Here is a 19,496-nt window from a genome sequence, read left to right on the forward strand (position 1 = left end):
CATGATCAAGGAGGCCTGCCGATGGACGTCATGACCTATACCGATGCCCGCGCGTCCCTGAAGGACGTGATGGACCGCGTCATTCATGACCGGAGCGAGGTTGTCGTGACCCGCAAGAACCGCGAGGCGGTCGTGATGATCTCGCTAGAGGAATACAACGCGATTCAGGAAACGCTGCACCTTCTGCAAAGCCCGAAAAACGCGCGCCGCCTGCGCAGGTCGATTGATCAGCTCTCTGCCGGGAACGGAACCGAGCGTGAGCTGGATCTTTGAAGATCGTCTTCTCGGACGAGGCCTGGGAAGACTACCTCTGGTGGCAGTCCGGCAGTACTGCGAAGGGACTTGAACGGGTCAACGAGTTGATCAAGGCCACCCGAAGGCAACCCTTCAAGGGGATAGGCAAGCCCGAGCCCTTGAAAGGCGATCTCCGGGGCTGGTGGTCGCGCCGGATCACCGATGAACATCGCTTCGTCTACAATGTCAGTGGCAAGGGTGTCGGGCAGCAGCTGAATATCGCACAGCTACGCTATCACTACTGACTGCTTGGCCGCGGTTGCGGCGGGCAGGTCACAGACCCGGCATTCTGCGAGGGCCGCTCTTGCCGGGTGGCGGGGGCATGGCTACATGGGCCTTTATGAAACGTTTCATTCCCTTCATGTCATCCGACCCCCTTGTCGCCGTCATCCGGCTGACCGGGCCCATTGCCAGCGGCAGCCGGGCCGGGGTTCTGAACGACATGGCCATGGCCCCCGCCATCGAGAAGGCGTTCGCCAAGGGCAAGCCAAAGGCCGTGGCGCTGGTGATCAACTCGCCCGGCGGCTCGCCCGCGCAATCCTCGCTGATTGCCGCCCGTATCCGGCGGCTGGCCGAGGAAAAGGAGGTGCCCGTCCATGCCTTCGTCGAGGATGTGGCGGCCTCGGGCGGCTATTGGCTGGCCTGTGCGGCGGATCATATCTGGCTCGACGACAGCTCTATCGCGGGCTCGATCGGGGTGATCTCGGCCAGTTTCGGCCTGCATGAGTTTATCACCCGCCACGGCATCGAACGGCGCGTCCACACCGCCGGTAAGGACAAGTCCATGCTGGACCCGTTCCGCCCTGAGAGGGACGAGGACATCGCCCGGCTGAAAGGGCTTCAGGCGCAGATTCACGAGAGCTTCATCGCCCATGTGAAGACGCGCCGGGGTGACCGGCTGGCAGAGGATGCCGATATCTTCACCGGTGAATTCTGGGTGGGCCAGCGCGCCGTCGATCTGGGGCTGGCCGATGGCATTGCCCATCTGGTGCCCAAGATGAAAGAGCTTTACGGCGACAAGACCCGCTTTGCTGTCCACGGCCCCAAGCGCGGCCTGTTTCAGCGCTTCGGTGCCAGCCTGACGGCCGAGGCCCTGGGCCAGGTCGAGGATCGCGCCAACTGGGCGCGGTACGGGCTGTAGCATGCTGGTCAAGATCGCAACCTTCTTCCTCGTTGGCATGGCGGTTCTGGCCATGTTCGGGCGTCTGCGCTGGCCGGGTGGCGCGCGGCGTGTGACGCGGCGCAAGCGGGGCAGCCTGCCCCGCCCCCGCACCTGCCCCACCTGCGGGCAGATCAACGTGACGGGCGGGGCCTGCCGCAATTGCAACGAGGGGCGCGACTAAGTGCTGATCACCGAATTCCTTCTGGCGGGGCTTGGCCTCGTGATCCTTCTGCTGGCAGGGGATACGCTGGTCAGGGGCGCGGTGAACCTGAGCCTGCGTCTCGGCATCCCGGCACTTATCGTCAGTCTGACCATCGTGGCCTTTGGCACCTCGGCACCCGAGCTTCTGATCTCGATCAGCGCCATCCTGGACGGGGTGCCGGGGCTGGCGCTTGGCAATGTGGTGGGGTCGAACACCGCCAATATCCTGCTGGTTCTGGGCATTCCTGCGCTGATGTCAGGGCTGGATACCAGTCAATGCGACACCCGCCGCAACTTCGTGATCATGATGGTTGCGACCCTGGCTTTCATCGGGCTGGCCTTCGCCGGTCCGTTCACATGGTGGCACGGGCTGATCCTTTTGGCGGGTCTGGCGCTGATGCTGGGGGAAGCCGCCTGGACAGCGCGGTCGCACAAGCGCGACAGCGCCGCTGCCGCCGCATTGGAAGAGCTGGAGGATGTGGAAGGCGCCGACCCCGACATGCCCTGGTGGCAGATCGTCGTCTTCCTTTTGCTCGGGCTTGTGGGCCTGCCGCTAGGTGCCGATCTGCTGGTGGATAGCTCGGTGGTGATCGCGCGCAGTTTCGGCGTCAGCGAAACCGCCATTGGGTTGACCCTCGTGGCCGTTGGCACCTCGCTGCCGGAACTGGCCACAACCGTCATGGCGGCCCTGCGCCGTCATGCCGAAGTGGCGCTTGGCAATGTGATCGGGTCGAACATCTTCAACCTTCTGGGGATCATCGGCGTCGCGTCCTTGGTCGGGCCGATCCCGGTCGACGCGGAGATCCTGACCTTCGATCTGTGGATCATGCTGGCCGCCTCGTTGCTGCTGATCCCGTTCGTGTATTTCCGTTGGGTGTTTGGCCGCGTCGTGGGGGTGGTTTTCACCGCGCTGTACCTCATCTATGTGATCAGTGTCCTGAGCTGAACGGAGGGCAAGGATGACCGCACTCGTGACAGGTGGGGCAAAGCGGCTTGGCCGGGCCATGGCGTTGGCGCTGGCAGAGGCGGGCCATGACGTGGCCATCCACTATGCCGGATCAGCGAATGAAGCCGAGGCCACGGCAGAGGACATCCGCGCCCTTGGCCGCCGGGCCGTGACGCTTCAGGCCGATCTGCTGGACGAGGACCAGACTCAGGCCCTGCTGCCCCGCGCGGTTGAGGCCCTCGCTCAGCCGGTGACGGTGCTGGTCAACAACGCGTCCGTATTCGAGTACGACAACATCCAGTCGATGACCCGGTCCAGCTGGGACAGGCACATCGAATCCAACCTGCGCGCGCCTGTCGTTCTGACGCAGGCGCTGGCCGCCCAGATGCCCCCGGCGGAGCCGGACGAAAACGGTGAACCGCAGGCGCGGGGGCTGGTGGTCAACATGGTTGATCAGCGGGTGCAGAAACTGACGCCCGAGTTCATGAGCTACACCATCGCCAAGATGGGGCTTTGGGCCTTCACCCGGACCGCCGCGCAGGCGCTGGCCCCGCATGTGCGCGTCAACGCCATCGGGCCGGGGCCGACCATGCAGGGCACGCGCCAGTCCGACAGCCATTTCGCACGGCAGCGCAAGGCCACCGTTCTGGGCCGCGGATCGGATGCCGATGGTATTGTTCAGGCGCTGAATTATTTCCTGACCGCGCGGGCGGTTACAGGGCAGCTGATCTGCGTCGACGGGGGCCAGCACCTGGCCTGGCAGACCCCCGATATCCTTGGCGTCGAATAGGCCCGAACTGGCCTTTTTCGACAGGTCGCTCGCAGTTTTCCACCGTTAACGCTACGGTAACAGGGGCGTGACCCTTTTATGACATGCTTCCTTAACATGCCTGTGGAAAGAAAAATTCCATTTGTTTTCAGGGCATTAAAAGAGTGCCTAAAAATTAGGCAATTCGATGAACCCTGCCGAATACAAGGAAAAATCACCGATCCCAACATTTTATCCCTAAGGTTATCCACAGAAACCGTGGACAAGGTTTTCCTTGAACATGCCCCCGGATCGTTGCAGCCGACAATGGAATCGATTCAACTGGATCACGATGTCTGAAACGCCCTCTGAAATGCCGCTGACCGGCCATGAATTGATCGCCTCTTACCTGAAGCTAATCGACGGCTCTCCGGGTGTGTATCGCATGCTCGATGCACAGGCGCGGGTGCTCTACGTCGGCAAGGCGCGGAACCTGAAAAAGCGTGTGGCGAATTACGCCAAGCCCACGGGCCACAGCGCGCGGATCGCCCGGATGATCCGCGAAACCACCGAGATGATGTTCCTGACCACGCGCACGGAAACCGAGGCGCTGCTGCTGGAACAGAACCTGATCAAGCAGTTGAAACCGCGCTACAACGTGCTGCTGCGCGACGACAAGAGCTTCCCCAACATCCTCGTCAGCCGGTCGCACGCATTTCCGCAGATCAAGAAGCATCGCGGTGCGAAAAAGGAGAAGGGCAATTACTACGGTCCCTTCGCCAGCGCCGACGCGGTGAACCGGACTCTGAACCAGTTGCAAAAGGTGTTTTTGCTGCGCAACTGTTCCGACGCGACCTTCGACAGCCGCACGCGGCCCTGTCTTCTGTACCAGATCAAGCGATGCAGCGGGCCCTGTGTCGGCCTGATCTCGGCGGAAGATTACGCGCAGTCGGTGAAGGACGCGGAGCGGTTCCTGTCGGGCAATGGCGGCCGTATCCAGGAGGCGCTGGCGCGTGACATGCAGGCGGCGTCCGACGCGATGGAGTTCGAGCGCGCCGCGGCCCTGCGGGACCGCATCCGCGCGCTGACGACCGTGCAGGGCGTGCAGGGCATCAACCCGCGCGGCGTGGCCGAGGCTGATGTGGTCGCGCTGCATATGGAGGGCGGGCAAGCCTGCGTTCAGGTCTTCTTCATCCGCGCCAACCAGAACTGGGGCAACCGCGATTTCTACCCGCGCACCGGGTCCGGCGCGGAAGAGGCCGAGGTGCTGGAGGCCTTCCTGGGACAGTTCTACGACGAGAAGGAGCTGCCGAGGCAGATCCTGCTGTCGCACCCCATCGAAAACGCCGACCTGATGGCCCAGGCATTGACGGAAAAACGCGGCCGCAAGGTGGAATTGCTGGTGCCGCTGAGGGGAGAAAAGGCCGAACTGGTGTCCTTCGCCGCGCGGAACGCCCGCGAAAGCCTCGCCCGCAAGATGAGCGAAGCCGCCACCCAGGGCAGGTTGCTGGATGGGCTGGCGGAGGCGTTCGGGCTGGCAAACCCGCCCGAGCGGATCGAGGTCTACGACAATTCCCACATTCAGGGCACCAACGCCGTCGGCGGCATGATCGTGGCGGGGCGCGAGGGGTTCCTGAAAAGCCAGTACCGCAAGTTCAACATCAAGGGCGACAGCCTGACACCGGGCGACGATTTCGGCATGATGAAAGAGGTGCTGAACCGCCGCTTCAAGCGCCTGCTGAAAGAAGACCCGGACCGCGAAAGCGACGCCTGGCCCGACCTGCTGCTGATCGACGGCGGCGCGGGGCAGGTCAGCGCGGTGGCGGAGATCCTTGCCGATCTGGGCATTGATGACGTGCCCTTCATCGGCGTCGCCAAGGGGATCGACCGCGATGCGGGCAAGGAGGAGTTCTATCGCCCCGGCAAAACTGCCTTTGCCCTGAAACGCAATGATCCGGTGCTCTATTTCGTCCAGCGCCTGCGCGACGAGGCGCACCGCTTCGCCATCGGCACGCACCGCGCCAAGCGCGCCAAGGCCATCGGGGCGACACCGCTTGATGACGTGCCCGGCGTCGGCGCCACCCGCAAACGCGCCTTGCTGGCCCATTTCGGCAGCGCCAAGGCGGTCAGCCGCGCCGACCTCGCCGATCTGAAGGCCGTCGACGGCATCTCGGACGCGCTGGCCGAAACGATCTATGATTTCTTCCATGAAAAAGGCTGACCCCATGCGCGCAAAATCGCGCGGGGCGTTGCCGCCGGGGCTGGTCCCGCCCCCGCAACCGCGCTAATGCTTGGCCATGCGATGGACCTTGCCAAATATCCTGACAGTCGCGCGGCTTGCCGCCGCCCCCGGCGTTGCGATCATCTTCCTGATCCTGCCGCGCCCCTATGCCGATTGGGTCGCCCTGATCCTCTTCGTCACGGCGGCCCTGACCGATTGGCTCGACGGCTATCTGGCGCGTCTTTGGAAACAGCACAGCCGGTTCGGCGCCATGCTCGACCCGATTGCCGACAAGGCGATGGTGATCATCGCCCTGGCCACGCTGATGGGGCTCTTCGGTTTCCAGCCGCTGCTGATCCTGCCCGTCGCCGCGATCCTGTTCCGAGAGGTCTTCGTCTCGGGCCTGCGCGAATTCCTCGGCAACAAGGCGGGCACGCTCAGCGTGACGAAACTGGCCAAGTGGAAAACCACCGTGCAGATGGTCGCCATCGCGGTGCTGTTTTCCTACGGGATTTTCGAGCATCATTTCGGCATGAACGTGATCGGCATGTCGCCCGAGATCGTCGCCCAGATCTTTGCAGGAGAGGTCGAGGATGAGTTCCACCTAGTGGCCCTCAGCAAATGGGCCAACCGGGCCTATTATGGCGGCATCGTCCTGCTGTGGCTTGCGGCGACACTGACGGTTGTGACAGGGGTGGACTACCTCGCCAAGGCCATGCCGCATCTGAGGGAGGAGCCGCATGATTGAGCTGCGCTATTTCGCCTGGCTGCGCGAACGCGTGGGCACAGGGCATGAGCAGGTGGAAACGCAAGCCGCCACGGTGGCCGAGCTGATCGAGGAACTTAAGGCGCGGGACGAGGGCTATGCCTTTGCGTTCTCCGACCTCAAGGCCATCCGCGCGGCGGTGGATCAGGATCTGGTCGATCTGGACGCGCCGATTGCGGGCGCGAAGGAAGTCGCCTTCTTTCCGCCGATGACCGGGGGCTGAGATGCCCGAGATCATCGTTCAGTCCGATCCCTTCGACATGGGCGAGATGCTCAACCGCTTTGCCGCGCGGCAGGCGAATGCGGGCGCGGTGGTCAGCTTTTCCGGTATCGTGCGCGATGTGGCCACCGGCGATCTCGACGCGATGGAGATCGAGCACTACCCGGGCATGACCGAAAAGGCGCTGGCGAAGATCGCCGGGGAGGCGATGACCCGCTGGCAACTGGCTGATGCCTTCATCCTGCACCGCCATGGGCGTATGGGGCAGGGCGAGACGATCATGATGGTCGCCACCGCCTCGCGCCACCGGGCCGATGCCTTCGCGGCGGCGGAATTCCTGATGGATTACCTGAAATCCCGCGCGCCGTTCTGGAAGAAGGAAATCACGGGCGAGGGCGCGGCATGGGTCGCGGCCCGCGACGAGGATGAAGACGCCCTCGCGCGCTGGCAGCAGCAATAGGCTCATCATCTGACCGATATACGTCGAAAGGACTGCGGCGCCGCAGAGATGCGGGGCAGAATGGGCGTGGAACCGGCCTGCCTTGGCCCTTTCGGGGCTGTCTTCGGCAATGGCCCGAAAATCCCCTCGTGATCCGGAACCGGCGTCACCCGGCAAGCGCTTGACCGGCAGGACAACACAAATCCCCTAAGAATTCGTGAACTCTCCCCTTCTTCTTTGCAAAAATACTCCCGCCGGAGGCATCCAAACCCCTCCACAAGCACGACCCGATGACAGAGATATAACCAGCAGCCACATGTCCGTGGCAACACGGCCCGACGAGGGCCCCAAAGGGGCCTGAGAAGGGCCGTTCCCGGGTCGACGACGCAGTCGGCGAAACCGCCTACCCCTGGTTCTGCTGTTCCACGTGGATGCGCAGCTCTTCAGCTTCCTGACGCGCCTCGCGCAGGCCCTCCATGGCCGCCCGCAGCTCGGCCTCGGTCTGGGTGATCTGGTTGGTCAGCTCCGCCTCGCGGTGCTGCAGATAGGAAATCGCCTGGTCGCGGGTCTCTTCCGCGTCATGCAGCGCCTTGGCCATCTCCTCCAGCTCGTTCATGTCGACGCCCGAGACCCGCGTCAGCCGGTGCACCAGCCAGTTCGCGAACCAGCCAAGCGCGAAGGCCACGAAGAGGATGATCGCGATCACCACGATGAATTCGGTGCGGTTCATTCGGTGTCCTCCTCGGCCTCTGCGGGCACTAGGTTATCGGGGCGCATCACGGGCCGGGGGGCATCGGCCAGCAGCTGTGCGCGGGCCTCGGCGGCCTCGCGTGCCTCGCGTTCCGCCACGTCGCTGGCCAGCAGGAATTCGATCCGCCGGTTGGTCTCGCGCCCGTCTTCGCTGTCATTGTCGGCAATGGGCCGCGTCTCGCCATAGCCCTGCGCGGTCAGGTTGGCGGTCAGTACCCGGCGTGCCAGCAACCCGTTCAGCACCGCATCGGCGCGGCCCTGGCTCAGCCGCAGGTTCATCTCCTCGCGGCCCTGGCTGTCGGTATGGCCGCCGATCTCCATATCCACATGGGAACAGTCGGGCAGGATCTCGGCCAGGTCATCAAGGATACGGCCGGTTTCCTCGTTGATCTCGACCGATCCGGGATCGAAAGTGATCTTGCGCTGGTTGAGGATCGTGTTGATCCGGTCGAGGCATTGTTGCGGCGTCAAAAGCCCGGTCTGCGGGTCGAGGCTGGCCACATAGGTCACGTCGATCTCGAACCCCTCGGCAGCCCCCAGAAGCTCGCTCATCAACTGGCTCAGGTCAGAGGTGGTGCTTTCGCTGCCGGAATTGCCCCGGATGCGCACGGTGTCGGGCTCCACCACGACGGCCCCGTTATGCAGCTGTGCCATCGCCTCCAGCCCGGCCATCACCCGCAGGGTCCAACCGCCCGGCAGGTCTTCGTCAATTCGGGTTGCCACATAGGTGTTCTGGCGGCCGAAAAGCGCGGTGGCATAGGCTTGCACGGCCTCGGTGATCCGCTCATCGGGCAGGCGCCCACGCAGTTGCACATAGCCCTCGGGGCTGCGGGTGGCCGTAAAGGTCGGCAGGCCGTCTTCGGCCTCTTCCTCGGGGGGCGGGTCGGGCAGGACGGCGTGGAGCGAAAAGACCTCCGGCAGGGCGGCGTCAAGTTCGCCGATCACCTCGTCGAAAAGATCCGACGGCGTGCCCTGCGCCACGATCAGCGTGATATCGGCATCCGAGAAGGTCACGGTCGCATCCTCGAACCGGCTGACGGCGGCAATCGCCATTTCGACGGCGGTGGCCCAGTTGGGCGACGGCACGCCAAGGCCGATGCGGCAGCTTTCCTGCCCGGTCAGCCCGGCATTGCGCGCGGCGGTCAGGATGCGGTTAAGGCTGTCTTCGGTGCCGGCGGAACAGGCTTCGAACCGGCCACCGCCAGCGGATTGGACATAGCGCAAGGTAAACGGCGTGATCACCGGGCGAGGAGCCGAGATATCCAGCACCAGCCGGACCGAAGAGGGGCGGTTTTCCTCAAGGAACTGTTGCCACTGGTCACGCTGCTGGCGGCTGTCGGCCACGGCCTCGACCACCACCTGCCCGTCATAGACGGATACCTTGGCGCGCGGCAGTTCCGCCAGGGCCAGCAGGCCGAAACGCAGGGCAGGGGGCCATCCGGCGGGCACCGGGAAAGCGGCGGTTTCGACCATGTTGGCCACGTGCAGGCCATCGGCCAGTTCGTTGATCCCCGTGGTCAGATTGTCATCGCCATCGGCGGTCGGCACCAGCCCGATCAGCGACACCCCGTCATCGTTGCGCAGCATCTCCAGCGAAAAGCGCGGCGGTTCGATCCCTTCGGGGTCCAGCACGTCCATGTTGTCGATGATGCGGTCGGTGTCCACGATCTCGGCGGCGCGGCGCAGAGCATGGAAGCGCGCGGCTTCATCCGGGGCGGTCCCAGCCATCAGCACGCGCAGCCCGTCGGCCCCGATTTCGACCCAGTCGAGCCCGTCTTCGCGCATGGCGAAATTGACCGCCTGCACCGATTGTTGCTCGATCTGACGCGCCCCGAACACGGCCATGAACAGGCTGAGCACGGCGGCAAGCGCGAAGGCCCCCAAAGCGGCGAAATGAAAGGCTAAACGCATGCGTCCCGTGACTGCCCCAAGATCAATTGCATCTGCTTTAACGGCTAGGCCCTAGAGGTTCAATGAAACGAGCGCTGCGGCGGCAAAAAACAGCGCAGGAATAAGACCCGCGTCGCGATTGGCACGAAAGAGGTGCATGCACACATCCGGGTCGTCGATATCCAGCCGCCCCATCTGCCAGACCATGTGCCAGCCAAAGCCCCATGCCCCGACAAGCGCCAGCACCAGCGACAGGATACCCGCCGAAGGCGTCAGAGCGCCGATGATGGCCACCGCCATAAGCGCCACCGACAGCACCAGAAAGCCGCGCAGGATGGGTTTTGTGTTGTCCCCGAAGAGCCGCGCGGTGGATTTCACGCCGATCAGTGCGTCGTCTTCCTTGTCCTGATGGGCATAGATTGTGTCGTAGAAGATCGTCCACGCCATGCCCGCGAGGTACAGGACGACGGGAGGCCAGGAAAGACTGCCTGTATGGGCCACCCATGCCAGCAACGCCCCCCAGTTGAAGGCAATGCCCAGAAACACCTGCGGCCACCAGGTGAAGCGTTTGGCGAAGGGGTAGATGACCACCGGCAGCAGCGCGATGATGCCCATCAGGATCGCCGCATTGTTGAAACTCAGCAGGATCGCAAAGGCCACCAAAGCCTGTATGGCGAGCCACGCGAAGGCCTGCTTCACACTGACCTGCCCGGACGGGATGGGCCGCGACCTTGTGCGCGCCACGGCGGCGTCGAAATCGCGGTCGGTGATGTCGTTCCACGTGCAGCCCGCGCCGCGCATCAGGAACGCGCCCATGCCGCAGCCAAGCGCGATCCACAGGTCTTCCCATCTGGGTGTTGTGGCGGCAGCGGCCAGCCCCACGCCCCACCAGCAGGGCAGAAGCAGCAGCCATGTGCCGATCGGCCGGTCGGCCCGCGACAGGCGCAGATAGGGCCGGGACCACGCGGGCGCCAGCCGGTCCACCCAATTGCCGCGCACGGCGTCATGCACCTGTCCCTCTGGCGTTTCGTTCAAGCCGGTCATAAGGTCCGTCCCATGTCGTCGCGTGCAAAGATACGGCTCTTCGTAGAGCATCCGCTTGGGCAAGGGCAAACGGTTCCCTTGTCGCGGGAACAGGCGCATTACCTGTTTGGGGTGATGCGGCTTGGTGTCGGGGCCGAGGTGGCGCTGTTTGATGGCCATAACGGGGAGTGGACCGCGGAGGTCGTAGAGGCCGGAAAGCGCGGCGGCGTGCTGGACTGCCGCGAACAGGCCGCGCCGCAGATGTCGCCGCCGGACCTTTGGCTGCTCTTCGCGCCGATCAAGAAGGCGCGCACCGATTTCATCGTGGAAAAGGCCGCCGAGATGGGCGCTGCGCGGATCCTGCCCGTGCAGACGGACTTCACCAATTCGGAACGGATCCGCCAAGACAGGTTGCAGGCCCACGCGGTGGAGGCGGCCGAGCAATGCGGTGGCACCTACGTGCCACCGGTGGAGGAGTTGCAGAAGCTTGACCGCCTTTTGGGGGACTGGCCCGACGACCGGCAGCTCATATTCTGCGACGAAAGCCTCGTGGGCGCGCGGGCGGCGCTTGAGGCTGCGCCCGAGGGAGACAAATGGGCGATCCTGATCGGCCCCGAGGGCGGGTTTTCCGACGCCGAGCGCGCACGGCTGACCGCCCACCCGGCCACGACCGCCATCAGCCTCGGCCCGCGCATCCTGCGCGCCGATACCGCCGCCGTCGCGGCGCTGGCGCTGTTCCAGAGCACGCGGGGCGACTGGTGAGCGGTTTCTTCCGACCCGAGGCGATGGCCACCCTGCGCCGCTGGCGCGAGGCGCTGATTGGGCTGGCGGTGCTGGCCGTGGGGGGCTTCGTGGCACTGGCGGCGCTCACTGTCATCATTCTGGGCGTGGGCATTGCCTTTTCCGCCATCGGGCTTTTCCTGCTGTGGGGCGGCATTCAGCGCGGGCGGTTCCGGCAGGCGGCCATCGGGCCGGGCATCGTGACGCTGGATGAAGGGCGCGTGACCTATATGGGGCCTTTGGATGGTGGCGTGATCGACATCGAGGATATGACCGTCCTGATGCTGGACGGTCGCAGCCGCCCGCCGGTCTGGGTCCTGCGCCAGAACCATGCGGCACCGGTTCACATTCCGGTGAATGCCACCGGGGCGGACCGACTGTTTGACGCGTTCCTGCGGCTGCCGGGTATCCATACCGGGCAAATGGTGTGGAAACTGAACCGCGCCGGCAATGATCTGCTGCTGATCTGGGAACGCGAAGACGGGCTCGGCTGGCCTCAGGCGCTGAATTGACACCGCCTGCATTTGCACCCATCAAGGGCCCCTGAAAGCGACAGTGCAGGAGCAGCCCCCATGTCCATCCCCCAATCCGGCGGCGGCCCGATCGAACGGCACGAACAACTGGCGGAATATCTCGCCGATGGCTGCAAGCCGAAGGAAGACTGGCGCATCGGCACCGAGCACGAGAAGTTCGGCTACTGCAAGGACACGCTGAAGCCGTTGCCCTATGCAGGGGACCGGTCGATCCTCGCCGTGCTGGAGGGGTTGCGCGACGGCCATGGCTGGGACCCGCTGATCGAGGGCGGCAACCTGATTGGCCTGACCAAGGATGGTGCCAATATCAGCTTGGAACCGGGCGGGCAGCTTGAACTGTCGGGCGCGCCGCTGGAAACCATCCACCAGACCTGTGACGAGGTGAACGACCACCTGCGCGACGTGAAGGATATCGCCGACAGGATCGGCGTGGGTTTCATCGGTCTGGGCGCGGCCCCGATCTGGTCGCATGAAGACATGCCGCTGATGCCCAAGGGGCGCTACAAGCTGATGGACGGCTATATGCAAAAGGTCGGCACCATGGGCACCACCATGATGCGCCGGACCTGCACCGTTCAGGTGAACCTCGATTTCGGATCCGAGGCCGACATGGTGCAGAAACTGCGCGTGGCGCTGGCGCTGCAACCGGTGGCCACGGCCCTGTTCGCCAATTCGCCCTTCCTGGACGGTAAGGTAAATGGCCACAAATCCTGGCGCAGCCGGGTCTGGCGCGATCTGGATGCCGACCGCACCGGGATGCTGCCTTTCGTGTTCGAGGAGGGCTTCGGGTTTGAACGGTGGGTGGAATATGCGCTCGATGTGCCGATGTATTTCGTCTACCGCGACGGGCAGTATATCAACGCGCTCGGCCAGTCCTTCCGCGACTTCCTGAAAGGCAAGCTGCCCGCGCTGCCGGGCGAGACGCCGACGCTGTCCGATTGGGCCGACCACCTGACCACGGTCTTCCCCGAGGCGCGGATCAAGAAATTCATCGAGATGCGCGGGGCCGATGGCGGCCCGTGGCGCAGGCTCTGCGCGTTGCCGGCCTTCTGGGTGGGGCTGCTCTATGACCAGTCGGCGCTGGATGCGGCCTGGGATCTGGTCAAGGGCTGGGACGCGGAAACGCGCGAGGCGCTGCGGGTGGCGGCGTCGATCGACGGTCTGCAAGCCGAGGTTGCGGGCATCCGCATGCATGACCTCGCCCGCGAGGCGGTGGCGATTTCCGAGGCGGGGCTGAAGGCCCGCGCCCGCCCCGGCGCAGGCGGATTGGTGCCCGATGAGACCCATTTCCTGAATGCGCTGAAAGAAAGCATCGAAAGCGGTCAGGTGCCTGCCGACGAATTGCTGGCGCATTATAATGGCGATTGGAACGGCGACCTGACCCGGATCTATTCCGAGTTCAGCTACTGACGCTCAGACCCCGCGCGCAGCCTTGTTGCGCTGGATTTCCGGCAGCACACGCGACTGGTAGTAGGCCTTGAAATCGGCCTGCTGCTGCGCGCGCATCGCGGCCTTGATCTCTGGGTCCAACTCTCCCATCAGGGCGGGGTGATCGTTCAGGCGGCGGCGGGGGCCGAGCGGATCGGGGCCATAGGTGTTGCGCCCGTTGCTGCCCGGCAGGCAGAGCAGCACCAGCATCCAGATACCGCCGATCAGCGGCACGAACATGATGAAATACCACCAGCCGCTGCGGTCGGTGTCATGCAGGCGCCGGACCATGGCCGAGAGGCTGGGCATGAAGAACAGCAGGAAATGCGCTGCGGTGAAGATCCAGAAATTGTTCATGAACCCGGCGGGCAGGGTGCCGCTGTGTTTCATGTCCTCCAGGATCTGCGGATTGGCGAAGAGGTAGCTCATGAACCAGATCGTGCCACCGATGCCCAGAAGGGCCTGAAACAGGGCAAACCACCAGTATTCCGACCGCGTGGCGCGGCCCGAGAAGGTGAAGCTTTTCTTGTAGCAGGTCTTGATGGCGCCGAAAAATCCCATGCGGTCCTCTGGATCACGAATACTCATTCGTGCCCATTGGGCCACGCGACTATGGCCGGAGTGGGGCAGTCCCGGGTCCGCTCTGCGGCTTTGGCGGACCGGATCGACCTTGGATGTCCCGAAAAAGGCTTCGGGGAAGTTTTTATTGAACCGATTTCGGGTTTCGGCTCTCTTACAGTCACTGTTTACAATCAAGGAGCTCTGGAAATGCGCGATTTTTTTATTGGTGCGTTGGATAAACTGATCACCGTCATCGTTGTGCTGATGATCATCGGCGTGGTCGGTGGCGCCCTGTTCACCATGTTCAGCCCGATGGGCGGTTTCCTGCAGGGTCTCGGACTGTTGATCTTCGGCGGGCTTTACGTGGTCCTGATGGGCGGCATGATGTACCTGTTCCTCGGCATTTACCACAACACCAAGCGGACGGCCGACATTCTCGAAAGCCGTGGCTAAGGCACACTGACGCTGCGCCCGCCATAAGGCGCAGCGTCTATCCTGAGGTCCAGCACGAAACCGATCACCTTCGCCTCGGGCATTTCGCAGGGCCGCAGCAACGCGCCGGAACGGGTGCGATAGAGGTTCAGGCTGATGTAGTCCGTGCCGCCCAGTTCCTCGGCCACCAGTTTCTGACTGGCTCCCCCTGAAAACCCAGATTTCACAACGACATAGCGGCGGCCATGGGACGTGCCCGTAAAGGTGCCGAAGGGCAGCGTGTCGAAAGCGTTGAGAAACGCCTGCAAGGTCAACCCTTGCGACCGATCCGGGGTTCCTCGCCTGCGATCAGGCGTTTGATATTGGCGTCATGGCGCATGAAGATCAGCGCCGCCAGAAGCGCGGTGGCCAATCCGGCGGACGGCATGCCAAGAACGCTGACCCAGACCGGCGACAGAGCGGCGGCAACCAGAGCAGACAGCGAGGAAATGCGGAAGACGCCCGCGACAAGCGCCCATGTCAGGCAGGCCGCGATCCCGGCGGGCCAGAACAACGCCAGCAGGGTGCCGAGGAAGGTCGCCACGCCCTTGCCGCCCTTGAAGCCCAGAAAGATCGGGAAGCAATGGCCCAGGAAGGCCGCAAAGCCCGCGATCTGCGCGGCATCCTCTGCCAGCGCGTAGCGCGCGATCAGCACCGCGATGCCGCCCTTGCCTGCATCCAGCAGCAGGGTCAGCGCGGCGGCGGGCTTGTTGCCCGTGCGCAGCACATTGGTGGCCCCGATATTGCCCGACCCGATCTGGCGGATATCGCCCAACCCGAAGAGCCGCGCCATCACCAGCCCGAAGGGCACCGAGCCGAGCAGATAGGCCAGCCCGGCGGTGAAAGCCAAGAGGGCGGCAGAGGTCTCGAACACAGGCAGCATCAGGCGGTCCTTTCAAAGACGGGTGCGCCCGCGACGAGCGTCATCAGCACCTTGCCCTCCATCCGCATCCCGTCAAAGGGGGTATTTTTCGACTTCGACCGCAGCGTGAAGCGGTCCAGCAGGAAGGGCGCGTGCGCGTCGAACAGCACGAGGTCGGCGGGGGCCTCAACGGCCAGCGTTCCGGTTTCCAGCCCAAGCCTGCGCGCAGGGTTCAGCGCCATGGCGCGGAACAGCTGCGGCAGGCTCAACTGCCCGGCGTGATAAAGCCGCATGGCGGCGGGCAGCAGGGTTTCCAGCGCCACCGCGCCCGAAGCCGCGACCTCGAAGGGCAGGCGCTTCGATTCCTCGTCCTGCGGGGTGTGCATGGAACTGATGATGTCGATCGTGCCATCAGCGACGGCCTCGACCATGGCCAGCCGGTCATCCTCGGCCCTAAGCGGCGGCTTGACCTTGAAGAAGGTGCGGTAATCGCCCACGTCGAACTCGTTCAGCGTCAGGTGGTGGATCGAGACACCGGCGGTCACGTCCAGCCCGCCCGCCTTGGCGCGCGTCAGCGCAGGAAGGGCGGCGGCGGTGGTGATCTGGTCGGCGTGATAGCGGGCGCGGGTCATCTCGACCAGCGCAAGATCGCGTTCCAGCCCGATGCGTTCCGCCATCGGCGACACGGCAGGCAGACCGCGCAGCGAGGCGAACTTGCCCGAGGTCACGGCAGCGCCCGAGGACAGCCCCGGTTCCTGCGGGTGCATGATGAGAAGCGCCCCGAGCGAGCGCGCATAGGTCATGGCGCGGGTCAGCACCTTGGTATCGGTCACCACGTGATCGCAATCGGTAAAGGCCGCCGCACCGGCATCGAGCAGGAAGCCGATCTCCGTCATCTCGCGGCCTGCGCGGGCCTTGGTCAGGGCGGCCATGGGCAGCATGCGGACCGGGCTGACCTGTTCGCCCCGGCGACGCACGAATTCCAGCGCCTCGGGCGTGTCGATGGGGGGCGTGGTGTCGGGACGGGTGACCATGGTCGTGACACCACCCGCCGCCGCCGCCGCGCCTGCCGTGCGGATGCTTTCCTTGTGCCGCTCGCCCGGTTCGCAGGTCTTCACCCCGATATCGACGATGCCGGGCGCAAGGCATTTGCCGCCCGCGTCGATCACCCGCGCCTCAACCACAGGGGCCGCGCCGGTGCCGCGATCCGCGATGCGCCCGTCACGGACCAGCAGCCATCCGGGGGCGTCGGTCTGCGCCTCGGGGTCGATCAGGCGGGCATTGGTGAACAGGATGGCGGTCATGGGCGCCCCTCTAACTTGGCCTTCGCCTCCAACAGGCGTTGGTGGATGGTGTCCGCGTCGGGGATCAGGACGAACCCCGTGGACCTGCGCGTGGTGCGCGACCCGAGCTTGCCGCCCCGGTTATGGCGCACCCGTGTGTGCTGCTTCACCTCGTGATGGAACAGCACCGATCCGGGCGGGCCGGGGTCGAAGTCGATCCGAAGCATACGCTCCAGCGGATAGCGCGTGGTGGTGCCGCGCTCCTCGATATAGGCGGCGCGGTCTGTCAGGGCATAGTGCGTGGCCCGCCTGCGCAGGGCGCTTGTGACCGGAGACACCAGCGCGTTCCAGAGACCGATCGCGACAAAGCCCAACCCGATGAACGGAAAGAGAGAGATGGGAAAGGGAATTTGCGGATCGGTCAGCATGTCCCGCAGGTTGAGAAACCAGAACGCCCCGAACGCGACCACCAGCCAGCCGAGGATCGACGGGGCGGCCCAGAAATGGCGCGGCACGATCTGCCCGGCGGGTTGCCCCTGCCACAGAACGGTTTCCCCCGGTTCCACGCGCGGTCCGGTCATTCCGCCGCCTCCCGCAACTCGCGCCGGGCCCGGCGCATCAGGCTGTAGACATGCTGCGAGTCGTCGATCTGATGAAAGCCCAGGAACCGGATGCGGGTGCCGTTGCGGCCGCTGACCGGCATGGCCCCGTGCTTCATGTGAAAGATGACCGAGCCGGGGGTGCCGTCTTCCCAGACGATCCGGTCCATATCCTCAATCGGCCAGCTTTCCAGCGTTTTCCTGCCAAACGCGTTGCGGGCGATGAACGCGGTCTGATTGGTCAGCGTGTACCATGTGCGCCCGCGCAGCCAGGCATCCAGCAGCAGCCGCCCCCCCAGCATCCAAAGGCCGACAGCCAGGAACGGCAGGCCGAATAGCGGGAAGAAGCTGAACGGGAACGGCACGCTGGTGTTCGCGGTCATGGCATAGGCCATGCCGATCCAGAACAGCGAGAAGCCGGTAAAGAAGACGCCCATCAGGGTCAGAGGGTTGATCAGCCCGCGCCAGTTGATGGCCGTGTGCGGCTGGCCCTGCCAGAGGATCGCCTCATCCGGCGCAAGAATGCCTTGCCAGCTGTCCGACGGGGCGCTCATGCGGCGTTGCCCGCGCGGGCCATGGCGGCCTCGATCTTTGCCACCACGGCGGGACGGTCGGCGATGTATTTCATCAGGTGCTTGTCGCCGGTGCGGGTGATGATCTGCACCGCGCTGCCAAGGCTGCGCAGCTTGTCGATCTCGGCCAGCCGGACATGGCGGTTGTCGGGGCCGGAAAGGTCGGTTTCGGTCAGCACCCATTCGGCATTGGCCTCATCCGAAGCAAGGTAGAAGGCGCGCACTGCAACCGCCGCCAGCCCGCCGATAGCGCCTGTCCAGACATGCGGATTGCCCATGACCCACAGGACGCCCATGCCAAGCGCCATGGCCACCGCCGCGATCCAGGCATGTTCGCGCCAGTAGGTCGCGCGGTCGGCGCGGAAGGTGATGGCGTCAGACATGGGCGGCCTCGCGCTCGGCCTTCAGGTTCTGGGCCAGCAGCTCCATCGCCGCCATGCGCACCGCGACGCCCATTTCCACCTGCTCCTGGATGACGGAGCGGTTGATGTCATCGGCGATGGTGCCGTCGATTTCGACGCCGCGATTCATGGGTCCTGGATGCATGACGATGGCGTCGGGCTTGGCGTGGGACAGCTTTTCCGCATCAAGGCCATAGCGGTGGTAATATTCGCGCTCGGAGGGGATGAAACCGCCGTCCATGCGTTCCTTCTGAAGCCGCAGCATCATCACCACGTCGGCACCCGCCAGCCCTTCTCGCATGTCCTCGTAGACCTCGACGCCCCAGTCGGCGGCGCCCGAGGGGATCAGCGTCGGCGGGCCGACCAGCTTCACGCGGTTTTCCATCTTGCCGAGCAGAAGGATATTGGACCGCGCCACGCGGGAATGGGCGATGTCGCCGCAGATGGCGATGTTGAGGCGGTGAAGCCGCCCCTTGGCGCGGCGGATCGTCAGCGCATCGAGAAGCGCCTGCGTGGGGTGTTCATGGCGTCCGTCGCCCGCATTCAGGACCGCGCAATTTACCTTTTCCGCCAGCAGGTTGACCGCCCCGGAATGCGGGTGGCGCACGACCAGAAGATCGGGATGCATGGCATTGAGTGTCAGCGCCGTGTCGATGAGCGTTTCGCCCTTTTTGACCGAGCTTGTCTGCATCGACATGTTCATCACGTCGGCCCCGAGCCGCATGCCGGCCAGTTCGAAACTGGCCTGGGTGCGGGTGGAGTTCTCGAAGAACATGTTGATCTGGGTGAGCCCGGTCAGCGCGGTGCCGTGCTTGGCGCTGCCGCGGCCCATCTCGGCATAGCGGTCGGCATGGTCCAGCAAAGCGGTGATGTCTGTGGGGTGCAGGGGCTCGATGCCCAGAAGGTGGCGCTTGGCGAAGGTCATGGCGGCCCGTCCTGTAAGGTCGCTTCGCGGTATAGGCAGCGGGCGGGCGCGGGGCAAGAGCGGGGTTCGGCGTGGTGCGAAAACGGGGGGGTGCCCCCCGTGCACCGGGCGTACACCCCCCGTACACCCCCTGTGCATATGAAATGCGGTTTCGCCGCCTGCCGGCGTCGACCCGCGAGCGGCCCTTCTCAACCCCCGGCTTGCGCCGGAGGCCTCGGCGGTCCGCGTTTCCACGGACATGTTGAGAGGGCGGCGCGCCGGGTCATTGGTCGCGGTCGTGGCGGCGGCGGGACGCCTCCGGCGGAGGTATTTTTGCCAAGATGAAAGGCCTACGATCGGGGCAAGGGCTTTTGCATCATGATCTTGAGGCCGGTTGCCTCGGTGGCCGTCCAGCCGAGATGGCGGTAGAGGCTGATCGTCT

General features: G+C 64.7%; 25 protein-coding genes. 14 read left to right on the top strand and 11 right to left on the bottom strand.

Going from position 1 to position 19,496, the window contains the following annotated elements:
- Nucleotides 1–21 precede the first annotated feature (21 nt).
- The 10 genes from RBB16_RS12425 (at nt 22) to RBB16_RS12470 (ending at nt 7,018) form a co-directional block, all read left to right on the top strand.
- Nucleotides 22–273: a type II toxin-antitoxin system prevent-host-death family antitoxin gene (locus tag RBB16_RS12425; protein WP_306046474.1), complete on the top strand. Its 252-nt coding sequence runs from the start codon at nt 22–24 to the stop codon at nt 271–273.
- A complete protein-coding gene (locus tag RBB16_RS12430; RefSeq protein ID WP_306046475.1) occupies nt 270–539 on the top strand; it encodes a Txe/YoeB family addiction module toxin in 270 nt (89 codons plus the stop codon). The genes RBB16_RS12425 and RBB16_RS12430 overlap by 4 nt, the downstream gene beginning before the upstream one ends.
- A 95-nt stretch (nt 540–634) precedes the next feature.
- Nucleotides 635–1,435, top strand: a complete 801-nt coding sequence (locus RBB16_RS12435; protein WP_306046476.1) for a S49 family peptidase — start codon at nt 635–637, stop codon at nt 1,433–1,435.
- A gap of 1 nt (nt 1,436) precedes the next feature.
- On the top strand, nt 1,437–1,637 hold the full coding sequence (locus RBB16_RS12440; RefSeq protein ID WP_306046477.1) for a hypothetical protein: 201 nt from the start codon (nt 1,437–1,439) through the stop codon (nt 1,635–1,637).
- A gap of 6 nt (nt 1,638–1,643) precedes the next feature.
- Nucleotides 1,644–2,603, top strand: coding sequence for a calcium/sodium antiporter (locus tag RBB16_RS12445; RefSeq protein ID WP_131541900.1), 960 nt, complete (start codon nt 1,644–1,646; stop codon nt 2,601–2,603).
- A 13-nt stretch (nt 2,604–2,616) separates the two neighbouring features.
- On the top strand, nt 2,617–3,393 hold the full coding sequence (locus RBB16_RS12450; protein WP_306046478.1) for an SDR family oxidoreductase: 777 nt from the start codon (nt 2,617–2,619) through the stop codon (nt 3,391–3,393).
- Nucleotides 3,394–3,703: 310 nt separating this feature from the next.
- Nucleotides 3,704–5,572, top strand: coding sequence for an excinuclease ABC subunit UvrC (gene uvrC / locus RBB16_RS12455; RefSeq protein WP_306046479.1), 1,869 nt, complete (start codon nt 3,704–3,706; stop codon nt 5,570–5,572).
- 76 nt (nt 5,573–5,648) lie between these two features.
- Nucleotides 5,649–6,320 (top strand): CDP-diacylglycerol--glycerol-3-phosphate 3-phosphatidyltransferase, encoded by a 672-nt coding sequence (pgsA, locus tag RBB16_RS12460; protein ID WP_306046480.1) that lies wholly within the window; start codon nt 5,649–5,651, stop codon nt 6,318–6,320.
- On the top strand, nt 6,313–6,561 hold the full coding sequence (moaD, locus tag RBB16_RS12465; protein WP_306046481.1) for a molybdopterin converting factor subunit 1: 249 nt from the start codon (nt 6,313–6,315) through the stop codon (nt 6,559–6,561). The genes pgsA and moaD overlap by 8 nt, the downstream gene beginning before the upstream one ends.
- 1 nt (nt 6,562) lies before the next feature.
- A complete protein-coding gene (locus tag RBB16_RS12470; RefSeq protein WP_306046482.1) occupies nt 6,563–7,018 on the top strand; it encodes a molybdenum cofactor biosynthesis protein MoaE in 456 nt (151 codons plus the stop codon).
- Nucleotides 7,019–7,400: 382 nt separating this feature from the next.
- Here the strand turns inward: RBB16_RS12470 and RBB16_RS12475 are convergent, their stop codons facing one another.
- The 3 genes from RBB16_RS12475 to ubiA are packed head-to-tail and all read right to left on the bottom strand — an operon-like array spanning nt 7,401 to nt 10,681.
- The gene (locus RBB16_RS12475) at nt 7,401–7,727 is read right to left on the bottom strand and encodes a hypothetical protein (RefSeq protein ID WP_071691324.1); all 327 of its coding nucleotides are present in this window, start codon (nt 7,725–7,727) and stop codon (nt 7,401–7,403) included.
- Entirely contained in the window at nt 7,724–9,658 is a 1,935-nt protein-coding gene (locus RBB16_RS12480) for an OmpA family protein (protein WP_306046483.1), read from the bottom strand. The genes RBB16_RS12475 and RBB16_RS12480 overlap by 4 nt, the downstream gene beginning before the upstream one ends.
- A 51-nt stretch (nt 9,659–9,709) precedes the next feature.
- Entirely contained in the window at nt 9,710–10,681 is a 972-nt protein-coding gene (gene ubiA / locus RBB16_RS12485; RefSeq protein ID WP_306046484.1) for a 4-hydroxybenzoate octaprenyltransferase, read from the bottom strand.
- Nucleotides 10,682–10,693: 12 nt separating this feature from the next.
- On the opposite strand from ubiA, the gene RBB16_RS12490 reads away from it, so the two are divergent.
- Genes RBB16_RS12490 through RBB16_RS12500 form a run of 3 tightly spaced genes read left to right on the top strand, consistent with a single transcriptional unit; the run spans nt 10,694 to nt 13,383 of the window.
- Nucleotides 10,694–11,422 carry a 16S rRNA (uracil(1498)-N(3))-methyltransferase gene (locus tag RBB16_RS12490; protein ID WP_306046485.1) on the top strand — a complete coding sequence of 243 codons (729 nt, stop codon included), beginning with the start codon at nt 10,694–10,696 and terminating at the stop codon, nt 11,420–11,422.
- A complete protein-coding gene (locus RBB16_RS12495; protein WP_306046486.1) occupies nt 11,419–11,952 on the top strand; it encodes a hypothetical protein in 534 nt (177 codons plus the stop codon). The genes RBB16_RS12490 and RBB16_RS12495 overlap by 4 nt, the downstream gene beginning before the upstream one ends.
- Nucleotides 11,953–12,012: 60 nt before the next feature.
- Nucleotides 12,013–13,383 carry a glutamate--cysteine ligase gene (locus RBB16_RS12500; protein WP_306046487.1) on the top strand — a complete coding sequence of 457 codons (1,371 nt, stop codon included), beginning with the start codon at nt 12,013–12,015 and terminating at the stop codon, nt 13,381–13,383.
- A gap of 3 nt (nt 13,384–13,386) precedes the next feature.
- On the opposite strand, the gene RBB16_RS12505 is transcribed toward RBB16_RS12500, so the two are convergent.
- Nucleotides 13,387–13,962 (bottom strand): DUF805 domain-containing protein, encoded by a 576-nt coding sequence (locus RBB16_RS12505; RefSeq protein WP_306046488.1) that lies wholly within the window; start codon nt 13,960–13,962, stop codon nt 13,387–13,389.
- Nucleotides 13,963–14,169: 207 nt separating this feature from the next.
- Here RBB16_RS12505 and RBB16_RS12510 point away from each other — a divergent pair, with 207 nt between their 5' ends.
- Nucleotides 14,170–14,415 carry a hypothetical protein gene (locus tag RBB16_RS12510; RefSeq protein ID WP_306046489.1) on the top strand — a complete coding sequence of 82 codons (246 nt, stop codon included), beginning with the start codon at nt 14,170–14,172 and terminating at the stop codon, nt 14,413–14,415.
- On the opposite strand, the gene RBB16_RS12515 is transcribed toward RBB16_RS12510, so the two are convergent.
- Genes RBB16_RS12515 through RBB16_RS12545 form a run of 7 tightly spaced genes read right to left on the bottom strand, consistent with a single transcriptional unit; the run spans nt 14,412 to nt 19,075 of the window.
- Nucleotides 14,412–14,702 carry a hypothetical protein gene (locus RBB16_RS12515; RefSeq protein ID WP_306046490.1) on the bottom strand — a complete coding sequence of 97 codons (291 nt, stop codon included), beginning with the start codon at nt 14,700–14,702 and terminating at the stop codon, nt 14,412–14,414. The two genes, RBB16_RS12510 and RBB16_RS12515, sit on opposite strands and share 4 nt — an antisense overlap.
- Nucleotides 14,703–14,704: 2 nt before the next feature.
- Nucleotides 14,705–15,313, bottom strand: a complete 609-nt coding sequence (gene plsY, locus RBB16_RS12520; protein ID WP_371931243.1) for a glycerol-3-phosphate 1-O-acyltransferase PlsY — start codon at nt 15,311–15,313, stop codon at nt 14,705–14,707.
- A 2-nt stretch (nt 15,314–15,315) separates the two neighbouring features.
- A complete protein-coding gene (gene pyrC, locus RBB16_RS12525) occupies nt 15,316–16,599 on the bottom strand; it encodes a dihydroorotase (protein ID WP_306046492.1) in 1,284 nt (427 codons plus the stop codon).
- On the bottom strand, nt 16,596–17,159 hold the full coding sequence (locus RBB16_RS12530) for a hypothetical protein (RefSeq protein WP_306046493.1): 564 nt from the start codon (nt 17,157–17,159) through the stop codon (nt 16,596–16,598). Before RBB16_RS12530 ends, pyrC begins: the two co-directional genes overlap by 4 nt.
- Nucleotides 17,156–17,731, bottom strand: a complete 576-nt coding sequence (locus tag RBB16_RS12535; protein ID WP_306046494.1) for a hypothetical protein — start codon at nt 17,729–17,731, stop codon at nt 17,156–17,158. Before RBB16_RS12535 ends, RBB16_RS12530 begins: the two co-directional genes overlap by 4 nt.
- Nucleotides 17,728–18,132, bottom strand: a complete 405-nt coding sequence (locus tag RBB16_RS12540; protein ID WP_071691311.1) for a hypothetical protein — start codon at nt 18,130–18,132, stop codon at nt 17,728–17,730. Before RBB16_RS12540 ends, RBB16_RS12535 begins: the two co-directional genes overlap by 4 nt.
- Nucleotides 18,125–19,075, bottom strand: coding sequence for an aspartate carbamoyltransferase catalytic subunit (locus RBB16_RS12545; protein ID WP_306046495.1), 951 nt, complete (start codon nt 19,073–19,075; stop codon nt 18,125–18,127). The genes RBB16_RS12540 and RBB16_RS12545 overlap by 8 nt, the downstream gene beginning before the upstream one ends.
- Between the last annotated feature and the right edge of the window lie 421 nt (nt 19,076–19,496).

It is taken from the genome of Nioella sp. MMSF_3534 (assembly GCF_030732985.1).
GTDB lineage: Bacteria > Pseudomonadota > Alphaproteobacteria > Rhodobacterales > Rhodobacteraceae > Nioella.